Annotated in this window: 15 protein-coding genes and 1 pseudogene; 8 read left to right on the forward strand and 8 right to left on the reverse strand. The window is 55.1% G+C overall.

Annotated elements, in window-relative coordinates; all coding sequences use genetic code 11:
- The first annotated feature begins 266 nt into the window (after nt 1-266).
- The 5 genes from GWL_RS16645 (at nt 267) to GWL_RS16665 (ending at nt 5811) form a co-directional block, all read left to right on the forward strand.
- Nucleotides 267-1916: a type VI secretion system Vgr family protein gene (locus tag GWL_RS16645; RefSeq protein WP_008332297.1), complete on the forward strand. Its 1650-nt coding sequence runs from the start codon at nt 267-269 to the stop codon at nt 1914-1916.
- 134 nt (nt 1917-2050) lie between these two features.
- On the forward strand, nt 2051-2953 hold the full coding sequence (locus tag GWL_RS16650) for a hypothetical protein (RefSeq protein WP_237713586.1): 903 nt from the start codon (nt 2051-2053) through the stop codon (nt 2951-2953).
- Nucleotides 2954-3085: 132 nt separating this feature from the next.
- A complete protein-coding gene (locus tag GWL_RS16655; protein ID WP_034351290.1) occupies nt 3086-3853 on the forward strand; it encodes a hypothetical protein in 768 nt (255 codons plus the stop codon).
- Between the two features lie 212 nt (nt 3854-4065).
- A complete protein-coding gene (locus GWL_RS16660; protein WP_008332300.1) occupies nt 4066-4833 on the forward strand; it encodes a hypothetical protein in 768 nt (255 codons plus the stop codon).
- Nucleotides 4834-5217: 384 nt separating this feature from the next.
- The gene (locus GWL_RS16665) at nt 5218-5811 is read left to right on the forward strand and encodes a hypothetical protein (RefSeq protein ID WP_008332301.1); all 594 of its coding nucleotides are present in this window, start codon (nt 5218-5220) and stop codon (nt 5809-5811) included.
- Between the two features lie 118 nt (nt 5812-5929).
- Here the strand turns inward: GWL_RS16665 and GWL_RS24055 are convergent.
- Nucleotides 5930-6175: pseudogene (locus tag GWL_RS24055) on the reverse strand (OsmC domain/YcaO domain-containing protein); the annotation flags it as partial.
- A gap of 357 nt (nt 6176-6532) precedes the next feature.
- Between GWL_RS24055 and GWL_RS16675 the strand changes: the two are divergent.
- Nucleotides 6533-7633: an Imm71 family immunity protein gene (locus GWL_RS16675; RefSeq protein ID WP_034351058.1), complete on the forward strand. Its 1101-nt coding sequence runs from the start codon at nt 6533-6535 to the stop codon at nt 7631-7633.
- 106 nt (nt 7634-7739) lie between these two features.
- On the forward strand, nt 7740-8684 hold the full coding sequence (locus tag GWL_RS16680) for a hypothetical protein (RefSeq protein ID WP_034351061.1): 945 nt from the start codon (nt 7740-7742) through the stop codon (nt 8682-8684).
- Between the two features lie 196 nt (nt 8685-8880).
- On the opposite strand, the gene GWL_RS16685 is transcribed toward GWL_RS16680, so the two are convergent.
- The 7 genes from GWL_RS16685 to GWL_RS16720 all read right to left on the reverse strand — a co-directional run bounded on the left by GWL_RS16685 (nt 8881) and on the right by GWL_RS16720 (nt 18510).
- The gene (locus GWL_RS16685) at nt 8881-11088 is read right to left on the reverse strand and encodes an OsmC domain/YcaO domain-containing protein (RefSeq protein WP_008332306.1); all 2208 of its coding nucleotides are present in this window, start codon (nt 11086-11088) and stop codon (nt 8881-8883) included.
- Between the two features lie 541 nt (nt 11089-11629).
- The gene (locus GWL_RS16690; protein WP_034351063.1) at nt 11630-11905 is read right to left on the reverse strand and encodes a hypothetical protein; all 276 of its coding nucleotides are present in this window, start codon (nt 11903-11905) and stop codon (nt 11630-11632) included.
- 27 nt (nt 11906-11932) lie between these two features.
- Entirely contained in the window at nt 11933-12145 is a 213-nt protein-coding gene (locus GWL_RS16695; protein WP_008332308.1) for a hypothetical protein, read from the reverse strand.
- Between the two features lie 66 nt (nt 12146-12211).
- Nucleotides 12212-13756: a methyl-accepting chemotaxis protein gene (locus GWL_RS16700; protein WP_034351066.1), complete on the reverse strand. Its 1545-nt coding sequence runs from the start codon at nt 13754-13756 to the stop codon at nt 12212-12214.
- Nucleotides 13757-14458: 702 nt separating this feature from the next.
- Nucleotides 14459-14806 carry a hypothetical protein gene (locus GWL_RS16705; RefSeq protein WP_034351069.1) on the reverse strand — a complete coding sequence of 116 codons (348 nt, stop codon included), beginning with the start codon at nt 14804-14806 and terminating at the stop codon, nt 14459-14461.
- An 873-nt stretch (nt 14807-15679) separates the two neighbouring features.
- Complete coding sequence (locus tag GWL_RS16715) at nt 15680-16729, reverse strand: phage portal protein (RefSeq protein ID WP_008332321.1); 1050 nt, start codon at nt 16727-16729, stop codon at nt 15680-15682.
- On the reverse strand, nt 16729-18510 hold the full coding sequence (locus tag GWL_RS16720) for a terminase ATPase subunit family protein (RefSeq protein WP_008332323.1): 1782 nt from the start codon (nt 18508-18510) through the stop codon (nt 16729-16731). The genes GWL_RS16715 and GWL_RS16720 overlap by 1 nt, the downstream gene beginning before the upstream one ends.
- Nucleotides 18511-18653: 143 nt before the next feature.
- Here GWL_RS16720 and GWL_RS16725 point away from each other — a divergent pair, with 143 nt between their 5' ends.
- Nucleotides 18654-19496 (forward strand): GPO family capsid scaffolding protein, encoded by an 843-nt coding sequence (locus GWL_RS16725; protein ID WP_008332325.1) that lies wholly within the window; start codon nt 18654-18656, stop codon nt 19494-19496.
- Nucleotides 19497-19526 lie beyond the last annotated feature (30 nt).

Raw genomic sequence — 19526 nt, forward strand, 5'->3', positions numbered from 1 at the left:
CCCCCTCACGCGTGTCCGTACTCGTGAACATTCGCATGAAAATTGCGGACAGGCGCAGTGCATCAACTCTGTGCCGGTGCTCGGTTCGCTCTCACCCAGCATGAGCGCAATCCCGAGGGAGAGAACCGCTTCAAGCTGCTGTCGGTCAGCCATAGTGCTCGCAACAACTTCGACAGCAACATTGCCCAGATTCTTGATGAGGTATTGCCCGCGTCGCTCGGCCCTAGCTTCGTCAGCGCCCCATCCACACGCACCGCAACAGCTTCGTGGCCGTGCGCGATGGGGTTCCCATCGTTCCTGCCGCAATCACGGAGCGTCTCAAGCCGACTGCACGCGGCACCCAGACGGCATTGGTCACCGGCCTGCCGGATGCTGCCGTCACCACGGACCGCAATCATCGCGTCAAGGTACAGTTCCACTGGCAGCGCGGCCAGGCGCCGAACCCTGGCGGCCTGCGCGAGACCGGCAACCTCGCTGACAAAGACGGCAACGCGCCCGGCAACGACGCCTCCGGCACCTGGGTACGCGTGGCCGAAGCCCAGTCCGGCCCCAACTGGGGCAGCCAGTTCACCCCGCGCATTGGCAGCGAAGTGCTGATCGATTTCATCGAGGGCGATATCGACCGGCCTGTCGTAGTCGCGCAGCTCTACAACGGCAGCGATGTACCGCCTTTCCCGGCTGGTGCCGATTCCGGAGCCAACCATGCCGGCACGATCTCGGGCTGGCACAGCACGGCGCATGATGGCAGTGGATTCAATCAATGGGTGGTGGACGATACGCAGTCGCAACTGCGCATGCGGCTGGCCTCCAGCCAGGCCAGGTCCCAGCTCAATCTCGGCCACCTGATCGAACAGGCCGACTCCGGCGCACAGCGCGGCAGCTATCGCGGTCAGGGTTTTGAACTGCGTAGTGACGCTTGGGGCGTGGTACGCGGTGCGGAGGGCTTGCTGATTTCCTCGACGGCGCGCCCGGCTGCCGGGGCCAGCGTAACCAGCACGCAGATGGATGCCCAGGAGGCCGTCGCCCAACTGAAGGGGGCGCAGCAACTGGCCCAGACCATGGGGGATGCCGCCACGCAGCAGCAGGCGCTGCATAGTGCGGATGCCTTGCAGGCCAAGAGGGATTTCATCTCCATCATCGACCCTGCTGATCAAGGAAAGCATCCGGGCAGCGTCAATGGTCAGGACGCCTTCAAGAGCAAAGAGGGGTCTCGCGAGAGCGACACCGCGCAACCGGTCGAGAAGTTCGCCAAGGCGGCGGTGCTGATGGAATCTCCGGCCAACATCAACTGGGCCAGCGCTGCCTCCACGGTGCTCTATGCCGGTGAGAACCTGCACTGGACCAGCCAGGGCGATACCCACTGGACGGCTGCCGACACCGCCAGCCTGGCCGCTGGCAAGGCGGCTACCCTGTTTGCGCATGACGGAGGCATCCAGGCTTATGCGGGCAATGGACCGGTCTCGTTGCAGGCGCATACCGATGCGCTGGAGATCCTGGCCGACAAGGACGTGAGCGTAATCAGCGTCAATGAGGGCATCGAGATCAAGGCGCGCCAGAAGATCGTGCTGCAGGCGGGACAGGCTTCGGTGACGTTGGAGGGCGGGAATATTACGTTTGCCTGTCCGGGGACGTTTTCGGTGAAGGGGGGGACGCATGCGTTTCCGGGTGGGATGAGCGTTTCGCCGGATCTGATGGCACTGCCAGACAGCAAGTACAAGCTCTTTGACGAGGCCTTCGTGGTGAAGGATCCGAATGGTAATCCACTTTCCAATGTTCCTTACCGGATCAAGAGTTCAGCCGGTGATCAGCTGGCGGCCACCACCAAGGACGGCATGAGCGAGCGGGTCAGTACGGAGGCCAGCGAAAACGTGGAATTTGCCATGGAATGGTTCAAGGTCGTGCCGACCAAAACCTGAACAGATAAACCAAGGTGCAAAGGGGATGCTCGATGGGAGCCGCAGATAAAATCCAGTCACAGACAAATACGACTGGGAACTCGAAGAAGGAACTCAAGTGCGACTGCAATCTGATGTGGTCGATGATCCAGGAGATGAGCACCAAGCGCCTTTGCAAACTACACGGGCATAATGAAGGTTCCATCATTCCGGTCTACAGTGACCGCGCTCGCAGGATCGCAGCCACCTATGCGCGCTTCTATCTGGAGAAGGAAGATTATGGAGATCCGGCCAAAAAGGGCCGCTTCTACTGGATGGCCCTGGGTGCGTTTGCCAGCAAGACGGTCGCTTGTTCTCTGGACGACATCCGCGTCGCAACGATTGATACCGTCTTCAAAGGGCTGGCAAAAGGAAATCTCTGGCTCTTCTATGACATCAGTGGCTGGCATTGGTATTACACGAGATTCGGCACGAGCTTCGATCTGTGCATTAGCCAACGGGATGCTTCCGCCTATATCACTGCGGTCAAGGAACAGGTCACGAACTATCCATGGAAGGACGAGGCCCTCTCCAAGATCAATAACATGCGGACCTTTGACAAGATTCAGGCCGGTTTTGCCTTGGTCAAGCAGATTGAAGAAGAATCAGATCGCGTCGAGCGCCGCAAGCTGCAGTGGGATCACTTGATCAAGATTGCCGAGCATGAGCAATATGTCATCCTCCAGCCATTGATTTATGCTGACAAGGATTTCTCTGATTGGGTCGCAGTCCAACGCTGGCGCCTTGTCAACCTCGTATCGCCTGAACTGCGCCTGGCATTCACCAGCGCGTGCGACAGCAAACAGCCATTGAAGAAGTCAGTTGCGCCCAAGGGCACTATCCTAGAAGACTACAAGAGCCGCATGGACTGGATCACGCAAGCAGCCGGTCGTTTCCATCAACTGATGGGTCAAGAGCGCGCGTATATGGAACAGGAGCTCAGTACCATGGCGGGATGGGTCCATATGGACGAGTCGCTGGAACTCGAAAACCGCCCCATGATGCTGCCTCCGATCTGACATCAATTCCACGCCATGTTGAAACATATTCACCTCCCGATCCGGACACGCGTCCGGATCGCACTTTTGCCGCTGCTCCTGCTTGCTGGGCTAAGCGCCTGCCCCCCCCACGACTCTTCAGAAAAACCCAAGATGAGCCAACTTGTTCATATTTCGATCAACGAACCCGTCGATACGCTTAATAAAGCCAACCCCGGGCTTTTCACAGCGAGCGAACACCCGAGCGGCCTGCAATTCGTCACGGCCAAATGGGAATCTGACAAGCCAGGTACTGTCACCTTAGACCATGGTCCGCGATCGTTTTCAATGCCGTCCGTGCTCAGCGTCACGGGAACCGCCTCCACCAGGTTTGCTGCAGAGCATATTTCGCAGTGGTCCGTGAATGGTGGGGTCAGCGATGCAGAAACGATTTCCCATGACGACGCGCGCAAACAATTTACCGCATTGCTGCATGCACTAAGCGCAGCAGGTTGGTCGAAGGTAATCCCGATCAGCCGCCCGCGACTCAAAGGTGAACAAGCGCTGGCCTACGCGCTGAAGAACCCCGGCTATCCGCTCGACCCTTCGTATGACCTGTCGCTGGCGCAATGGATGACGCTGCCTGACGGCACTCCCTGGCTCTTTTACGCCGATCACGTGTTCCTCGAAATCAAACTGTACCGAGATCCCAACCGGCTCGATCCGCACAAGAGGGGAGCCTACTTCGTCACCTCTTCATTGACGGCGCAGGACGCCTATCTGCGCGGCTATGTAGATGATGAAAAACTCGACAACTGGAAGATGGAATTCAGGAAGGAACTGCCTGCCTTGAAGCAGGCCCGGGAAAAGAAGGAGGCGCAACTGAAGAATGACAACGTCACCATCGATCAGGCTTATCAGGATCCGGCGGTCTTCCAATAACGTCCCGTACGAATTGCTGGCATGGTGATCTCTGACCGCTGACGATCAAGCTGAGGAAATTCCCCGTGCACTCATCTTTTTACTCCCTTGAATACCAGCGGACTCGTGTGCGCTCCGCGTTCAAATCCGCAATAGGCAGAATGGTGATTTTCGTTTTGGCGACCGCAATGCTAGGCGGCTGCGGCAATAGCAGCGGAGCCGAGCACCACGCAATGAACGAGCGCATTCATATCCAACTCGGCCAGTCCGGCGACGATATCCTTGAGAACTATCCCGGACTATTTTCAATGAGCGATCATCCCTCAGGTGCGAAGTTCCATGCGGCCAGATGGACCAAGGACGCGCGCGGCACAGTTGAAATTGGGCCATCGGAGACACTGTTTGTCATTCACCATGCGTTGAGCGCAACAGGGAACTACTCGCCTTCATTTGCCAACGAAAACATCATCGAATGGAACATCAATGCTGGCCTGGCGGAAAGCAGTCCGATCATGCACGACGCTGCAAGGAAGCAATTTCAATCCATTCGTGCAAATCTGCGCAAGGGCTCCCGGCATCGCTATATCGATCCGGATGCCCCCCGGCTGTCGGGTGAAAACGTGCTACGCTATGCAGAGTCCACGCCCTCCGTTTATGGATTGGATACGGACTACGAGCCAACCTTGGACGAATGGATGCATCTTCCCGGCCGCACGCTTTGGAAACTCTGGAGCAAGGAGGGCTACCTGACGATTGCTTTGTCCCGCGATCTTTCTCTAAACGACGTCAACCAGCCGGGTGCCTACTTCATTGAATTCAACCTCCGGAGTGAAAAAGAGCAATTCCACCAACTGGTGGGCGCTGACAAGCGGACGGTTTGGCAGCAAGCATTGCGCGCTGAAATAAAACTGCTGAAAGAAAAGCGCCAGCAGGCCGAAAGCACCTTACGCAAACAGGGAGTCAACATTGACGAAGCCTATCAAGATCCGCCGGGCTTCTGATAATTGTCCACCCCACCCAAAGCGAGATGAGGACTCATGTACCCAAGCTGGGCAAGACCAAATAGACAATGAGACCGCACTGCAGCTTCACTTTATATTGCTCATGCCAGTGAAAGCATTCCGGCTATTCCGAATTGGCGCGATGAGTTCCATGTTCTGGATCATCGCGCTCCGGACCGCCTGTTCTCCCGACAAATCAGAGAAGTCGATCAATATGCTCCATCAGATCGAAATCAGCGCCAACCAATCCGGCAAAGAACTTCTCGCACGCTACCCAAATCAGATAGTTCTGATCATCAGGCCCCCAACGTCAACTTTTATTCAATGGACTGGCCTCGTGATGCCTCGGGTGCCGTGGAGATACGCAACGGCACACGCGCATTCATGCTCAATGATGTTCTTGGAATTTCTGGTAACGAGGATCCCCACTTCCCGGACGAAAATATCATTGAATGGAACATCTACGCTGGCTTGGGCGCTGAAGAGCATATCCCGCACGATGAGGCAAGGCAGAGAATGATGCGCATCCTGAACAACATAAGAGCCGCTGGCCGGCGTCACTACATAGAGCGCTCACTGCCGCGGCTGAATGGGGCGCAAGCCTTGCACTTTGCCATCACCTCACCGGTGCACTCGCTGGATCCCGCCTACGTGCCTGACCTGGATGAATGGATGAGTCTTCCCGCTGATGCGACATGGTGCCTCCAGCTTGAACATGCTTACCTGACCTTGACCCTGACCCGCGACATGGAACGACTTGACAGAAACAAGCCAGGCGCTTACTTCCTCAAGTTATCCCTGGTTGGCAGCAAGGAAGAGGCACGTCAGATAGTTGGGCCTGCAAAACGATCAGATTGGCAAAACGCACTCTCTTCGGAATTGCCGCTATTGAAGCAAGACCGGGATCAGGCTGAAGAGACGTTGCGACGACGCGGCGTTGTCATCGATAGCGCTTACCAGGACCCATCCATTCCTTGAAAGCCTGCTTCAGGCGAAAGTTGAGAGAATGGATGCAGCTGCCGGGGCTCTGCACCAAAAAAAACGGCCTGATCGCAGATCAGGCCGAGTGGTCATCCGCGCAGCAAGGACAACTGCATCAAGCCGCTGAAGCAGAATCCGCCTGCGCAAACCGGGCACGCGCCTTGTGCGGCTTGCGATAACTATCCTGCAAGTGCTGATGGCGATCCAGCCCTTCGAGCTTCATGCTGGTCGGCGTCAAGCCAAAGAAGCGTACGCTGTCGTTCACCGATCCGATGGACGCATCCATGCGCGCGTCGCCGAACATGCGGCAGAAGTTGGTCCCATAGTCCGATAGTTCCAGCTCATCATCCAGGTCAAGCTGATGCGGGAGACCGTACCTCCGCCGTCGTTGCTCAGCAAGGGAAAATATCAAGAATATCCGGGACCGGTTTCTTCTGAAATGAAGTTAGATGTTGATAAGAAATTTCAAAAGGATGGCCACCGATTTCCTCACGCAATATTGAATCGTTCAACACTTTGATAGCAGATGGAATAAAAGATCCTGCTCGACTCTACAGAATCCTGTCTCCAAATAGCCGAGCAATGAGTGATTGCTGGATTACCGAAGATGTCTTTAAACAATAAAAGGCGGCAGCCGATCCACCTGCGGCATGGTGCGCGAACAAGCTAGCAAGGATAATGAACAAGTCTTAGTCCAGCCGTAAGGCAAATCAACGATATGAATATCCAAGACATCATGCTCCCATCGGAGAAAGAGCGGCGCCAAATTTTCCATTATCTTAAAAAGATCAGCTCGCTAACTGCGTGGCAGCGGATTTTCGAGTTTTACCAAGCCTGGGTGAACGTGGCAGAAAGTAGCGTTCGGGAAGCAGATACCCGGGGCTGGGGGAAAATGACATCCTTACCTTATTCGGACTACACATTCCTTTTAAAAAGCCTGGCCCATTGCGAAGAAGGAGTACGCCGCCTGAGGCTAGGAGACAAGCGGGTATTCAAATTCGATGCCAACGGCGAATTCGCCATGGCTGCCAGGGCAACGGGCCACTATTCACAGTTACTCTATCGTTTAGAAATCGGGGAAAATCGGATCAACGAAGAGTACACACCACTTTGGTCTGAATTCTCCTCAGCGTTGTTAACGGTCAGTCAGGCATGGGGAGAATGCGGCGTCAATATTCTGGAACCTCGTTATCAAGATGAGCCGGCACTACTTCCGTACAACGATTGGTTAAGAACGTTGCTGAAAGCATCCCCTTTTCCGGACGTTCTAGAGCCTGTCCCAGATCCACAAGATAACTTGTTAGTCCGCACCGGCTCATTGGTACCGTGCTCGGGAATCTGGGAACCTATAGATGCACCTAAGCCTTCCATGATCATGACCCTGCTTGGAAAAACTGAAACACCACTGCCACCTTTTACGCTCATGGGGTGCATGAACTATCTGCACGGAGCTTCTCCAGCACCGACGATCTGCGCATGTACCAAGGATGACGAAATCGATCTTGCCACTACTTGGCGCCTGCTCTGGCGAGACGACCGCTATATCGACGGCTTAATTCCAGAAGAGGAGAGGTATTACCGTTTCAACCAGCCTGAAGTAAAACATTCTGCACCGCAAAATGTCTCGGAGAAGGATCAGATCACCTGGACTGAAAGCGGTACGGCGGCACCTAAGACGGGTAGATGGCTGGTGGAGTCCGATATGACAGCCAGCATCGAACTGAAGGCTGGTGAGTTATTGCCCTTACATCAGGGGCGGATGGTGCGCTGGGTGCTGGCTGGTGCCACCATCTGGCAATGGGATTCAGATCAGGATTGAACGCAAGATGCAAAGAAAAGCAGCTTGACCTGGATAAAGACCGAATTCTCTGGCATATCAGCTCATCTTGCTTGCCTCAAGAAGCGAAAAATCCAGGACAAATAGAATGAGCAAGTACCCCATTGAACTCAGCCTGCCCCAGAAAAAACACGTCTGTCTGCTTTACCATTTCGCCTCCCTCGAATATCTGAAAGGCCTTCAAGTACGCCTGCACGAGCTGATGCGATTCGTCGACCCGACGTTGGCCAAGGCCAAGCTTCAAGGCCGCGACGCACTGCTGAGCAATAGCCGCTGGGGAACACGTGATACCTCGGAGGACTGGGCCAATAATGGCTTGCCATTTCTTGCCGACTTCGAACTATCTGTCGCTAGGCAAATCGCACAGCGTGCATTCGAAGTCTATTCATTTACCGATGCGTACAATTGTGGGCGCGGCCTGTCGGAGTACTCTCTGAACTGGATGACACCGGAGGAGGAAGATGAATTCCAATCCCGCTTCGATGATTTATACCTGTACGCGCACAATATCGACAGAACATTAAAGAAATCCGGTATCTCTGGAGGATGGGATGATTTTGATTTGACAGTATGCCTCGCGAAACATCCCGAAGCACTTGGAGACGCGACGGCATTGAGACTTCGAAGCGACATCAACGCCCACAGCGGCACAACACCGCCGCGTACCGGCGTCTATTTGCCTCTCGACGACCCTCATGGCACTCCTCAATTTTGCTGGACCGGAAAGCCTTCAGGAACACTCAAGGAGTGCGCCACATTTAACGATCTTGGACTTGAAGCACTCGCGAGCGTCGGTCGTCAAGCGCTGTGGCTAGATGATTACCGTATGAATCAATTCGTGCAAAGTCACCTTCAAAATCCTCGCTTGATGGCAGATCCGTACTTCAATGAAAGTACAAATGATCCAGAGCTCGCTGCAAGTCTTATAGCGCGCCAAGCTTTTACTTCACGTCCCTGCGATTGGATTTACGTAGAACAACTTCACGGACAGCCTATCGACTTGTTCGAACATCCGTCCAATGCAGGAGCTTAAACGCTCCCCAGTCCGCAACGTAACGTCGCCACGAGAACGAATACCGATCAGGACTGAATGCTGCAGGACAGGCCCGGTCCCCATTTGGCCCTGCCTCAACCCGCCGATATGAACATCAAAGACCTGATGATCAATCCCAACGCGGATGCTGGGCTCAGCTATTGCGACTGCCCCCTCATAAAGCGAATAAACTTCCTCAAGCGGCATCCGCCTGCGCAAACCTCGCCCGCGCCTTGTGCAACTTGCGATAGCTATCAAGCAGGCGCTGATGACGCTCCAGTCCTTCGAGCTTCATGCTGGTCGGCGTCAAGCCAAAGAAGCGCACGCTTCCCGTCACCGATCCGATGGCCGCGTCCATGCGCGCGTTGCCGAACATGCGGCGGAAATTGGTCTCGTAGTCAGCCAGTTCCAACTCATCATCCAGTTTCACTTCCAGCACGACATTCAAGGCTTGGTAGAACAGACCGCGTTCGACCGAATTGTCGTTGTACTGCAAGAAGGCGCCGACCAGGTCATGTGCCTCTTCGAATTGCTGCAAGGCCAGATTGATCAGCAACTTTAGTTCGAGCACCGTCAACTGGCCCCATTCGGTGTTCTCGTCGAAGTCGATACCGATCAGGGTCGCGATATCCGAGTAATCATCCAGCTCGTTGTTCTCCAGACGATCAAGCAAGGCAGCCAGCGCCTTGTCGTCCAGGCGATGAAGATTTAGGATGTCCTCGCGGAACAGCAGCGCCTTGTTGGTGTTGTCCCAGATCAGGTCCTCCACCGGATAGACCTCGGAATAGCCCGGCACCAGAATGCGGCAAGACGTAGCGCCCAGCTGGTCATACACCGCAACGTAGGCCTCCTTGCCCATCTGCTCCAGAATGCCGAACAAGGTAGCCGCCTCGTCGGCATTGGAATCTTCCCCCTGACTGGAGAAATCCCATTCCACGAATTCATAATCCGACCTGGCACTGAAGAAGCGCCACGACACGATGCCGGAGGAGTCGATGAAATGCTCGACGAAATTGTTGGGCTCGGTCACGGCATTGCTCTCGAAGGTCGGCTGCGGCAAATCGTTGAGGCCCTCGAAGCTGCGGCCTTGCAGCAGCTCCGTCAGGCTGCGCTCAAGCGCCACCTCGAAGCTCGGATGTGCGCCGAAGGAAGCAAACACGCCGCCGGTGCGCGGGTTCATCAAGGTCACGCACATCACCGGATAGACTCCGCCCAGCGAAGCATCCTTGACCAGCACCGGGAAGCCCTGCTCTTCCAGCCCCTGGATACCAGCCACGATGCCAGGGTATCTGGCCAGGACTTCTTGCGGCACGTCGGGCAGGCAGATCTCGCCTTCCAGGATTTCGCGCTTGACCGCGCGCTCGAAGATCTCCGAAAGGCATTGCACCTGAGCTTCAGGCAAGGTATTGCCGGCACTCATGCCGTTGCTCACGAAGAGGTTCTCGACCAGATTGGAAGGGAAATACACGACCTCGCCATCCGACTGTCTTACGTAAGGCAGCGAACAGATACCGCGCTGGGCGTTGCCCGAATTGGTGTCGATCAGATGCGACGCGCGCAGCTCGCCGTCCGGGTTGTATATTTCCAGGCAATACGCGTCCAGGATTTCCTTGGGCAGCTTGTCTGCGCGAGCGGGCTTGAACCAGCGCTCGTTGGGGTAATGCACGAAGTCGGCATTGGCAATCTCCTCACCCCAGTAGGAACCGGCGTAGAAATGGTTGTTGCTGATGCGTTCGATGTACTCACCCAGCGCCGAGGCCAGCGCGCTTTCCTTGGTGGCGCCCTTGCCGTTGGTGAAGCACATCGGCGAATGCGCATCGCGGATATGCAGCGACCACACATTGGGAATGATATTGCGCCAGGAAGCGATCTCGATCTTGATGCCCAGTTCGGCCAGCAAGCCCGACATGTTGGCGATGGTCTGCTCCAGAGGCAAATCCTTGCCAAGGATATGCGTGCTCACGCCGGCTTCGGGCTTGAGTGTGAGCAAGGATTGCGCATCGGCGTCCAGGCTTTCCACTTCCTCGATGACGAATTCCGGCCCCTGCTGCACCACCTTCTTGACCGTACAGCGCTCGATCGAACGCAGGATGCCGCGACGGTCTGCCTCTTCGATATCGGCCGGCAGTTCGACCTGGATCTTGAAGGTCTGCTGGTAGCGGTTTTCCGGGTCGACGATGTTGTTCTGGGATAGACGGATGTTCTCGGTCGAGATATTGCGCGTATTGCAGTACAGCTTCACGAAGTACGCCGCGCACAGGGCCGATGACGCCAGGAAGTAATCAAAGGGACCAGGTGCCGAGCCGTCTCCTTTGTAGCGGATGGGCTGATCTGCGATGACGGTAAAGTCGTCGAACTTGGCTTCAAGACGCAGCTTGTCGAGGAAGTTGACTTTGATTTCCATGGCGAAATTCCGAGAATGAACCGAAGAGGTGGCTGAAACTGACGTGTTCAGGAGTCCGGCCGCTACAGCGGCCCGGAGAATTGTCGTGACGAACGCGATATCATTGGCGATGCCGTTGATCGGCGCTATCGGCCGTCCGGCAAAGAGCCTTGATGATAGCTCAGGTGACCTTGCGCCGGCAGCGTGACCGTGTTGAGCGCTTCACAAAGGCCGCAGCTCAGGCTGGGGAGACGACGTCTCAATGGGCAAAAATGCTGAGCAAAAGAAAAACGGCTCACATCGCTGTGAGCCGCTTCGGTATTGGTGCTGGCTGCAGGACTTGAACCCGCCACCCCCTGATTACAAGTCCGGCGCGAATTTCAATTATATCAAAGACTTAGCTCAATTTCCGCTTCGCAATTGGAAAATCTAGCGCCTCGCAAGTCTGCATTGGGCCTCGGACGCTTAAAAATTGCGAAGCGGAATTCCCGTTACCAGATGCGAATGGTTAAAGAGCTAGCGACACAGTCTGCGATGTCCACAATCCGCCAGGTGCAGCCGATCAGCCTAGAAACCGGTTCACTTCACAAAGGGCTTCCTCTAACACCTGGCAATATAGCGTTTGATGCGGGCCGGCAAGATTCAGTTCGCTTTCAAGCTTTTCACGCAGTATTTGCTTTATCTCCAGAGGTTGCGCACCGGCTTCCTCCATCGCAGATATACAGTCTTTTACGGCATTGGAGGAGAGGTCGCCAACGGCCTCGCCGTGTTGAGTCATTAACGCTATCGAGGTGAGAATCTGTAGATATCTTGCTGCGATACTATTCACGTATTGCATTTCATATTTCTCCGTTTTGGCAGGCCGCTAAGGACTCTCTTGGATCTTCTTTTTAATTTTAGTGATGGTGTCAGCCACTACCCACTTAAATTGCTGCGCTGCTTCCTCTTCTTCCATCTCGGATGCTGCATCGTTCAATGCTTCCACTAATTGGTGCAGGTCGTCTCGTAGCTTTTCCATCGCCTTCACAAGTAAGGCCATATCGTGGGAGGACATCCCATTGCCCAGTCCGTTATCCATGTTGATCTCCTCTATTAGTCAACTGCGAAGCGCTTCAGAAAACTGTCTCACGGTACGCTGTGACGATTAGACTTTGAACGTTGCAACTATTTTCGACAGTTCCGCTGATTCTCCTTGAAGAGATTTTGCAGCTGCGGCGGCCTGTTCCACTAATGCAGCATTTTGCTGAGTGACATTATCCATCTGAGTGATGGCAAGGTTCACCTGAGTGATACCTTCACTTTGCTCACGGCTTGCGGCGGAGATTTCAGTTACCACGGCGCTGACCCGTTTGACACTCTCCACTACATCGCCGATCGTATGCCCTGCTTGAGCGACTAACTGGCTGCCAGTCTCTACCTTCTCAACGGAATCACTGATCAGAACCTTAATTTCCTTTGCTGCAGCTGCGCTACGTTGAGCTAAACTGCGCACCTCTGTGGCTACTACTGCGAACCCACGTCCCTGTTCGCCAGCTCGTGCAGCTTCCACTGCTGCATTGAGTGCCAAAATGTTGGTTTGAAAAGCGATGCCGTCGATGACGCTGATAATGTCAACAATCTTCTTAGACGAGTCATTTATTTGACTCATCGTCTCTATCACCTGGTTCACTACTGCCCCACCTTGGCCTGCAACACCTGAGGCCGATACTGCAAGCTCGCTAGCTTGACGCGCATTCTCCGCATTTTGCTTCACGGTTGACGTCAACTCCTCCATCGCCGATGCCGTTTCCTCCAAAGATCCGGCCTGCTCTTCTGTGCGGTTCGAAAGGTCAAGATTTCCTGCCGCTATCTCGGTTGCAGCCGTTTCAATGTTGTTAGTGCCGGAGCGTACTCGCGTAACGATAGAAGCTAAGCTTTCTCTCATTGTCCGGATAGCGAACAACAAGCTTGTGCTATCCCCCTGCTTTGTCTCTACTTGGATGGAAAGATCTCCGCCAGCAATTTTTGATGCGATCTCCGCGGCATAGCTCGGTTCGCCACCCAACTGGTTGAGGAGCCCTCGAGTGATGAGTAAGGCGATAATGGTGCTTGCAACGAGTGCTATAGCGGCTAAGGACATAATTACCAAACGCGACGTGTCTGCCGTTTTGCTGGCGTCCATTCTTGCCAGATCAGCTTCTTGTTTCACTGATGCTAGGAGCAGGTCGATATCCGCGACAATTTGCCGACGCAGCGGACTGCATTCGTGAACCAGAAAGTCGCCATATTCCTGCATTTTTCCCGCTTCACGATATGCCCGTGGTCGACGAAGTTCGTCGGCCATTTTAAGCAGCCCCGCGCTGACGGCGCCGAATTCTTTTGTAGTTCCTAAAGCTGGCTGAAGCTTCTTGAGAGCCGCCAGATAAACGTTCTTTTGTTCATCGACGATATTGAGTTCTTTTTGCGCGTCGCCGTCGGATTTGAAGATGTACGCATTACGAGCTGCAAGGCCCGTCTGTCCGAGCGCCTCGCGCATCACATAAATAGGTCCCAGTTTGTCCACTTGGAGATCATTACCGTGCTCCATTGCATTTGTGACCGAATTCAAGCTCATCCATGCGATGCCCGAGAGGGCCATCATTAGAACCAGCAAAGCGCCGAAACCGGCCCCCAGTTTTGCTCCGATTTTCATATTTGCGAACGCCTTCATGGCCACCCCTTTGGTATTTAATAAATAATGATTAAATTAATATAATCAATATTTAATCATTGAAATCATTTTATTTGGTTTTCATGCGCTTTCAAGTAAAAGCCGGGATGAGTCAGCCATATTTCGCGCTAAAACGACTTCTATTTTCCTGATTGACAGTTTCCGATTAGCGCGGTACGGATGCTGGATGGATGCTGGATGGATGCGTCAATTTGCGTCAGCGTGGCAATCCCCCGCTTAGTCCGTAACACCTGTGTTGGTAGTGCTCAGCGGCGATTGCAAATTTGAGTCAAAACAGACCTATATAGCGGGCAGGCGCGGGGTGGGGGCAACCGCGCGCGCCGGGTTGAAAACGACAAAATAAATACATATTTGCAACTACTGCAATTTCCCTCCTCCCCCACGAGCAGCCTTTGAACGTAAGCGGAGCCATCAGAGCGATTTTCCCCGCACACTGGGAACAAATTCTGTTGCCCTTCGTAAAAGTGAGCGCAACAGTGCACCACTTGTGCACCATGTGCCCACAGCGACGGCGTACCCGGTCGCTGCGCTGGTAGTGGTTCTGGTATCGAGCCTCAAAATGAAAATAGCCCGCGCGGGGCGGGCAAAAAAAGAGCCGCGTACGCGGCTCCAGATACACCCCAGCAAGACCCTTCTTCGAGAAAAACTCATTGTCGCGGATCATATTGAGTGGAGTGCAGACTAATGAAACCCAAAGTCGTCGTTTCTTTTTCTCGAGGAAGAAGTATCCAGCTTGCGGTGTTCCTCCAAGAAGAGCAAAAATTCCACATGCAATTTCATTGCAGTGAGGACCCGGAAGAAGTTAGGATCAACTGAAGCATTGTCTTGAAGGCTGCATTTCTCAAGATCGCCAAAGGCTGCGCGGATATCATCTGGTGTAGCACCAACCATATACATTTCGGTTAAGCACTTTCTCACCTGTGAGCGCATTAAATCACCAGATACCTTTTCCCGTGCCCCTGTCTTTTCAAAATCACGCAATGCGAGCGTATATCGCTCTACTATCGCCTTCAGCAAAATGTCGCTCATATCTTCCCCATTTTATTCTTTCCGTTTCTCACCAAAGTGAGCAGAGGTCATCCGCCGCAGATTAGCGAAACATGGCTCTATTTTTTTGCAAGCGTACAGAAGTAAGTTCACAGATCCGGTGTCTGACCTCTCATAGAAGCAGAATTCAAGAGCACTACATGTACTCATAAAATCCTATGCAGAAGAGGCTGAATATGAAGATGATCAACCCTGACCAACCTATCAACACTGCACGCGCTTTCTTGTCATTCACCATGCAAATCTTGGTCATATAGCACTGCAGGACAAAGAACATGGGATAGGCTGCACTCACCACAAATAGGCGTAGCGGAAGATAACTCTTAAAATGAGATGAGAGCTCAGTGACATTTGCGGCGAAGCTCAACGATGTCGCAGTAGGACCCAAGACAAAAGCGCAAAAAATCACAGGCAATGCTGACGCTACGAGTCCTCCTTTGGTACATCTTTCGAAAATCTTCGTACTGTTCAAATCCGTTCCAAGCCAAGAAAATAGAGGTGCTGGCTAGGCGTGGAAAGAACGGGTTGGCTCAACGTACGAGCGCCCCCTCCAAGGCTCAGCCTATGATTCTGCATAATGCAAGCACAGCAGTTCGGAGGGTATCGGGAATTTCCTTAGTCTTAGGCAACCATCATCTCAATTCCTATTTCCCAGAATCTTCCGTGTTCTTTCCTGCCGTTCAAAGTCGTCACGACAGTCGTGGTTGCAAAAAAATAGCTCAGTCGCTACCTTCTCCTCGCAAAAGTGACATCGGCAATCCGGCTGTAGCACTGGCGCGCGCCGTGCGGCAGCCAAGCCGGCCTCAATAGCTTGGTAAATCTTATGGTCTGCATTATCTGCGTAATCGCTCATAGTTATTTTCCCTCATTGGTAGGAAGTTGATAGGGACAGAAGCGGACTACCTCTTGGCCGGCCCACTCGTTCAAGGATAGAAATTGCGCCTGCAGCGGCTCAATCTCGTTGCAGCCGAAGACGGCGGCGGCTTTCGTCACATCGCCGAATCCGCCTGTGTTGTTGGGCATAGTCCCGAGTAATTGCGGCGGTACGCGATGTGCAGCCAGCACGTCATCGCGCGTGCAGTTCTTGATGTTGAAAAATTCGTCCTTGGCCGCGATCTCGGAGACCGGCAGGATCTGCAGGCCATCTTTCTTTCCGCCTGGCGCATACACAAACAGGTTGCGGAAGTTGCCCGGCCCTTTGCTGTTGCGCATCGCCTCGCGCAGCTTGTCCACGTCGTTGACGTTGCTGGCCGTGTCGGTCATGTAGAGGATGAAGCCGGCATGCGAGCCGTTGAGGTAGTAGCGGCGACGGAAAAGCGTGGCCGACTCATTGAGCCAGGCCGATTGCAGCGCACTCACGTACTGCGGCACGCCATACACCTCTTGGTTGATGTCGGGGGCCTGCAGGTGCCAGATGCCGTTCTGCTCGAATTCGTAGGTGTCCCGCCAGCCATTGACGAAGAAATATCGCCCTGACTCCACGCCCACGCGCGTGTATTTGGCCAATGCCGGCTTGAGGCTCAAGAGCTTGCCCGTCATGCTCTCGCGCCGCTCGGCGTAGCAGTTACCGAACAGCAGGAAGTCCAGCGCCAGGCGAGTGAAGTCGCCGCGCGACAAGACGGCGGACGGCTGGAAAGTCGAGGCCAGAATATTGACCTTGCACCAGATCGCACTAGCGTGATGGACGCTGGCATTCAAGGACTTGGCCAGGCCGACCATGCTCAAGGGTGGCTCGTACCAATCGCCATTGCGGTAGCACTCGACATCGGCCAGCATGTCGCGGCCCTCCAGCACGGGCGAAGGATCGCCAAAAGAAAATGCCTCAACCGCTGGCCGCGGCGCCTCGACCTTGGCCGGTAACGTGTTGTCGGATGCAGCCGCGCGGCGGCGTGCTCTGTGTTTCATCAGAAGAACTCCATGGAAGAGGTGTTGTTAGCGGTGGTGCCTTCGAAGGGCTCATAGTCGAGGGCGTGCATGACGGACCAGGCCAAGTCAGCGTGGCCGGTTTCTTCCGAGCGGCCGGCGTCATAGGTGACGGCACGGCCGCTGGGCGTGAGGATCTTGCGAATGGCCATGAAGGACTGTGCGATGTCCGTCCAGCCGGCATCGAATTGCAGGCGGCCACTGCGGATGATGTTTTGGGCCTTGAGCACCATCCGCGTTTTGACTTCGGGCGAATAGCTGATGGCGGTGGTGCCGGGGAAGAACTGTTTCACCAGCGGATAGACCCCCACGCCCATGCCGGTGGTGTCGATGCCGATGTACTGCACGTTGTAGCGGCCGCACATTTCCTTGATGAGTGCGGCTTGCTCGGCGAAGTCCTTGCCACGCCACTGGTGCCGCTCAAGGATGCGGAAATTGCCGCCAGGGACCAGCGGCGGGGCAATCACCGAACAGCCGGCACTGTCGCCGGTCAGTGATGGGTCATAGCCGATCCACACAGGACGGTGGCCAAAGGGGCGTGCCGTGAATGGCTTGTAGTCGTCCCAATCCACCCACGAATCGACCATGCCGCGCTGCAGGTCGGCCAGGGGGAATACCGATGCGGCATCGTCGATGAAGTTACACATCAAGAGGTTGTCGAACTGATCCGGCGAATATTCGAAGTCGCGCAGTTCGTCGATATCGAACAGATCACAGCCACCGGCCGCCGCGTCCATGATCGTGACGATCTGGCGCCAGATTTTGTCCTCGCCGGTGAAGCCCGATGACAGCCGCTTGTGGCTGACATCGATGTTGACCTTCTCTCCCTTGGCCCGACGCTTGTTGAACGCCTCGCCAGTCCAGAAGGGGTAAGCCTGGTGCGTCGTGGCCGAAGGCGTGGAGAAATAGGTCTTTCTCCACTTCTTGTGCAGGGCCATGCCGGACGCGACCTTGTTCAGCTCAGTGAAATTGTGCGTCCAGAAGAACTCATCGAAATAGAAATTGCCGTGGTAGCCCTGGGCTGTTCTCGCGTTCGTGCCAAGGAAATACAGGTGCGCACCATTGGGCAGTACGATAGGATCGCCAGACAGTTCCACTCCACACGCATCCTTTGCAAACTGGATGATGTACTGCTTGAAGACGTGCGCCTGCGATTTCGAGGCCGACAGAAAAATCTGATTGCGCCCGGTCTGGATCGCATCAATCAGCGCCTCGCGCGCGAAGTACCACGTTGCGCCGATCTGGCGCGATTTCAGGATGATGCGCGTACGCTCGCTGCCGTTTCGGTACCAGACCTTTTGATAGTCGAAGAGCGAATCATTGAATGCCTCGATAATGCGCTGCTGCGCCTCTTCGCTGAACTCGTTGCGCACCGGCTTTTTCTTCGAACCAGCATTGCGATTGGCGATCTTGGGATTGAGATCGGTTTCGTTTCCGCCCGGCTGTTCATAGCGACGCACGCGCGCGGCCTGCACAAGCTGGCGCATCAGTGCATCGAGTTCCTTGTACTCGCCATTGCCCTTTACTTCCTTGGCGATCAGTTGCACTATGCGCGCTTCAAGGGCAATCTCTACGCGCTCAAGGCGCGAGACCTTTTCCCATTCATCGCGGTGCTTCCAGCTATTGACGGTAGAACGCTTGATCTTCAGGTGACGGGCAATCGACGAGATGCGCCAGCCCTCGAAGTAGAGCCGGCGCGCAACGTGCCGAGGCTCGGTCGCCTGGTCGATGTTGTCCTTGATGTCTTCTGGAATTTCAAACATGCCGCAAGCGTAGGCGGCGCGCGCGCGTAGCGGGGACTTTGCGGAGTCGCTATCCCCGATAACAACCCTCAGTTCATTGAAGCATTTCGCCCATCGGCAGAAGATGACGTTATCCGATCAACCGATAACGAGCGCGAAAACTCATGGCAACCAAGAGCAAATTCTTCCGCGTCGCGACCGAAGGCGCGACCACCGACGGCCGTAGCATCAGCCGCGAGCAAATCCAACAAATGGCCGACAGCTACAACGTCAAAACCTACGGCGCTCGCGTGTGGGTCGAACACCTGCGCAGTCTGCTGCCCGATGGTCCGTTCAAGGCTTACGGTGATGTGCTGGCACTGAAGGCCGAAGAGGTCAACACCGAGAACGGTAAACGCCTGGCCCTGTTCGCACAGATCGAGCCGACGCCTGCGCTGATCGCCATGAACAAGGACCGTCAAAAGATTTTCACTAGCATCGAGCTGGCCGACAAGTTCGCAGATACCGGCAGCTCCTATCTGGTCGGCCTGGCCGTCACCGACAGCCCCGCCAGCCTGGGCACCGAGATTCTGCAGTTCTCGGCCACCAATCCGAAGGTCTCGCCTTTCACTCCCCGCAAGCTGAAGCCGGAGAACCTGTTCTCCGAAGCCATTGAGGCCAAGCTCGAATTCGAGGAAGACGGCCCGAGCGTGGCCGAGACCATCAAGCAACTGTTCAGCCGCATCGGTGGTGGTGAGAAGAAGGCCGATGCGCAGCACGCTGACGTGGTTGCCGCCATGACCGCCGTGGCCGAGAAGGTCGGCGAGTTCGCGCAATCCGCAGCACAGGCGGGCAAGGATGTGGCTGAAGCCGTTGCACGCCTGGAGAAGCTGGAAAAGCGCGTGGGCGACGAATCGACCGCTGCCGAGCAATTCCGCCAGACCATCAACCTGACCGACAAGAGCAACCTGCAGCGCCCGCCGGCCACCGGTGGCAGCAACAGCGGCACCGTGCAGACCGAGTTCTAAGCCGTCTGCCGACGAAGCAACCTATTTCCG

Origin of the sequence: Herbaspirillum sp. GW103, assembly GCF_000261365.1 — a bacterium.
Lineage (GTDB): Bacteria > Pseudomonadota > Gammaproteobacteria > Burkholderiales > Burkholderiaceae_D > Herbaspirillum.

Excerpts from the sequence above, each read along its gene's own strand:
- GWL_RS16700 (WP_034351066.1), bottom strand. The coding sequence starts at position 13,756 with ATGAAGGCGTTCGCAAATATGAAAATCGGAGCAAAACTGGGGGCCGGT.
- GWL_RS16720 (WP_008332323.1), bottom strand. The coding sequence starts at position 18,510 with ATGTTTGAAATTCCAGAAGACATCAAGGACAACATCGACCAGGCGACC.
- GWL_RS16690 (WP_034351063.1), bottom strand. The coding sequence starts at position 11,905 with ATGCAATACGTGAATAGTATCGCAGCAAGATATCTACAGATTCTCACC.
- GWL_RS16675 (WP_034351058.1), top strand. The coding sequence starts at position 6,533 with ATGAATATCCAAGACATCATGCTCCCATCGGAGAAAGAGCGGCGCCAA.
- GWL_RS16665 (WP_008332301.1), top strand. The coding sequence starts at position 5,218 with ATGCTCAATGATGTTCTTGGAATTTCTGGTAACGAGGATCCCCACTTC.
- GWL_RS16695 (WP_008332308.1), bottom strand. The coding sequence starts at position 12,145 with ATGGATAACGGACTGGGCAATGGGATGTCCTCCCACGATATGGCCTTA.
- GWL_RS16725 (WP_008332325.1), top strand. The coding sequence starts at position 18,654 with ATGGCAACCAAGAGCAAATTCTTCCGCGTCGCGACCGAAGGCGCGACC.
- GWL_RS16680 (WP_034351061.1), top strand. The coding sequence starts at position 7,740 with ATGAGCAAGTACCCCATTGAACTCAGCCTGCCCCAGAAAAAACACGTC.
- GWL_RS16660 (WP_008332300.1), top strand. The coding sequence starts at position 4,066 with ATGAACGAGCGCATTCATATCCAACTCGGCCAGTCCGGCGACGATATC.
- GWL_RS16715 (WP_008332321.1), bottom strand. The coding sequence starts at position 16,729 with ATGAAACACAGAGCACGCCGCCGCGCGGCTGCATCCGACAACACGTTA.
- GWL_RS16685 (WP_008332306.1), bottom strand. The coding sequence starts at position 11,088 with ATGGAAATCAAAGTCAACTTCCTCGACAAGCTGCGTCTTGAAGCCAAG.
- GWL_RS16655 (WP_034351290.1), top strand. The coding sequence starts at position 3,086 with ATGAGCCAACTTGTTCATATTTCGATCAACGAACCCGTCGATACGCTT.
- GWL_RS16705 (WP_034351069.1), bottom strand. The coding sequence starts at position 14,806 with ATGAGCGACATTTTGCTGAAGGCGATAGTAGAGCGATATACGCTCGCA.
- GWL_RS16650 (WP_237713586.1), top strand. The coding sequence starts at position 2,051 with ATGAGCACCAAGCGCCTTTGCAAACTACACGGGCATAATGAAGGTTCC.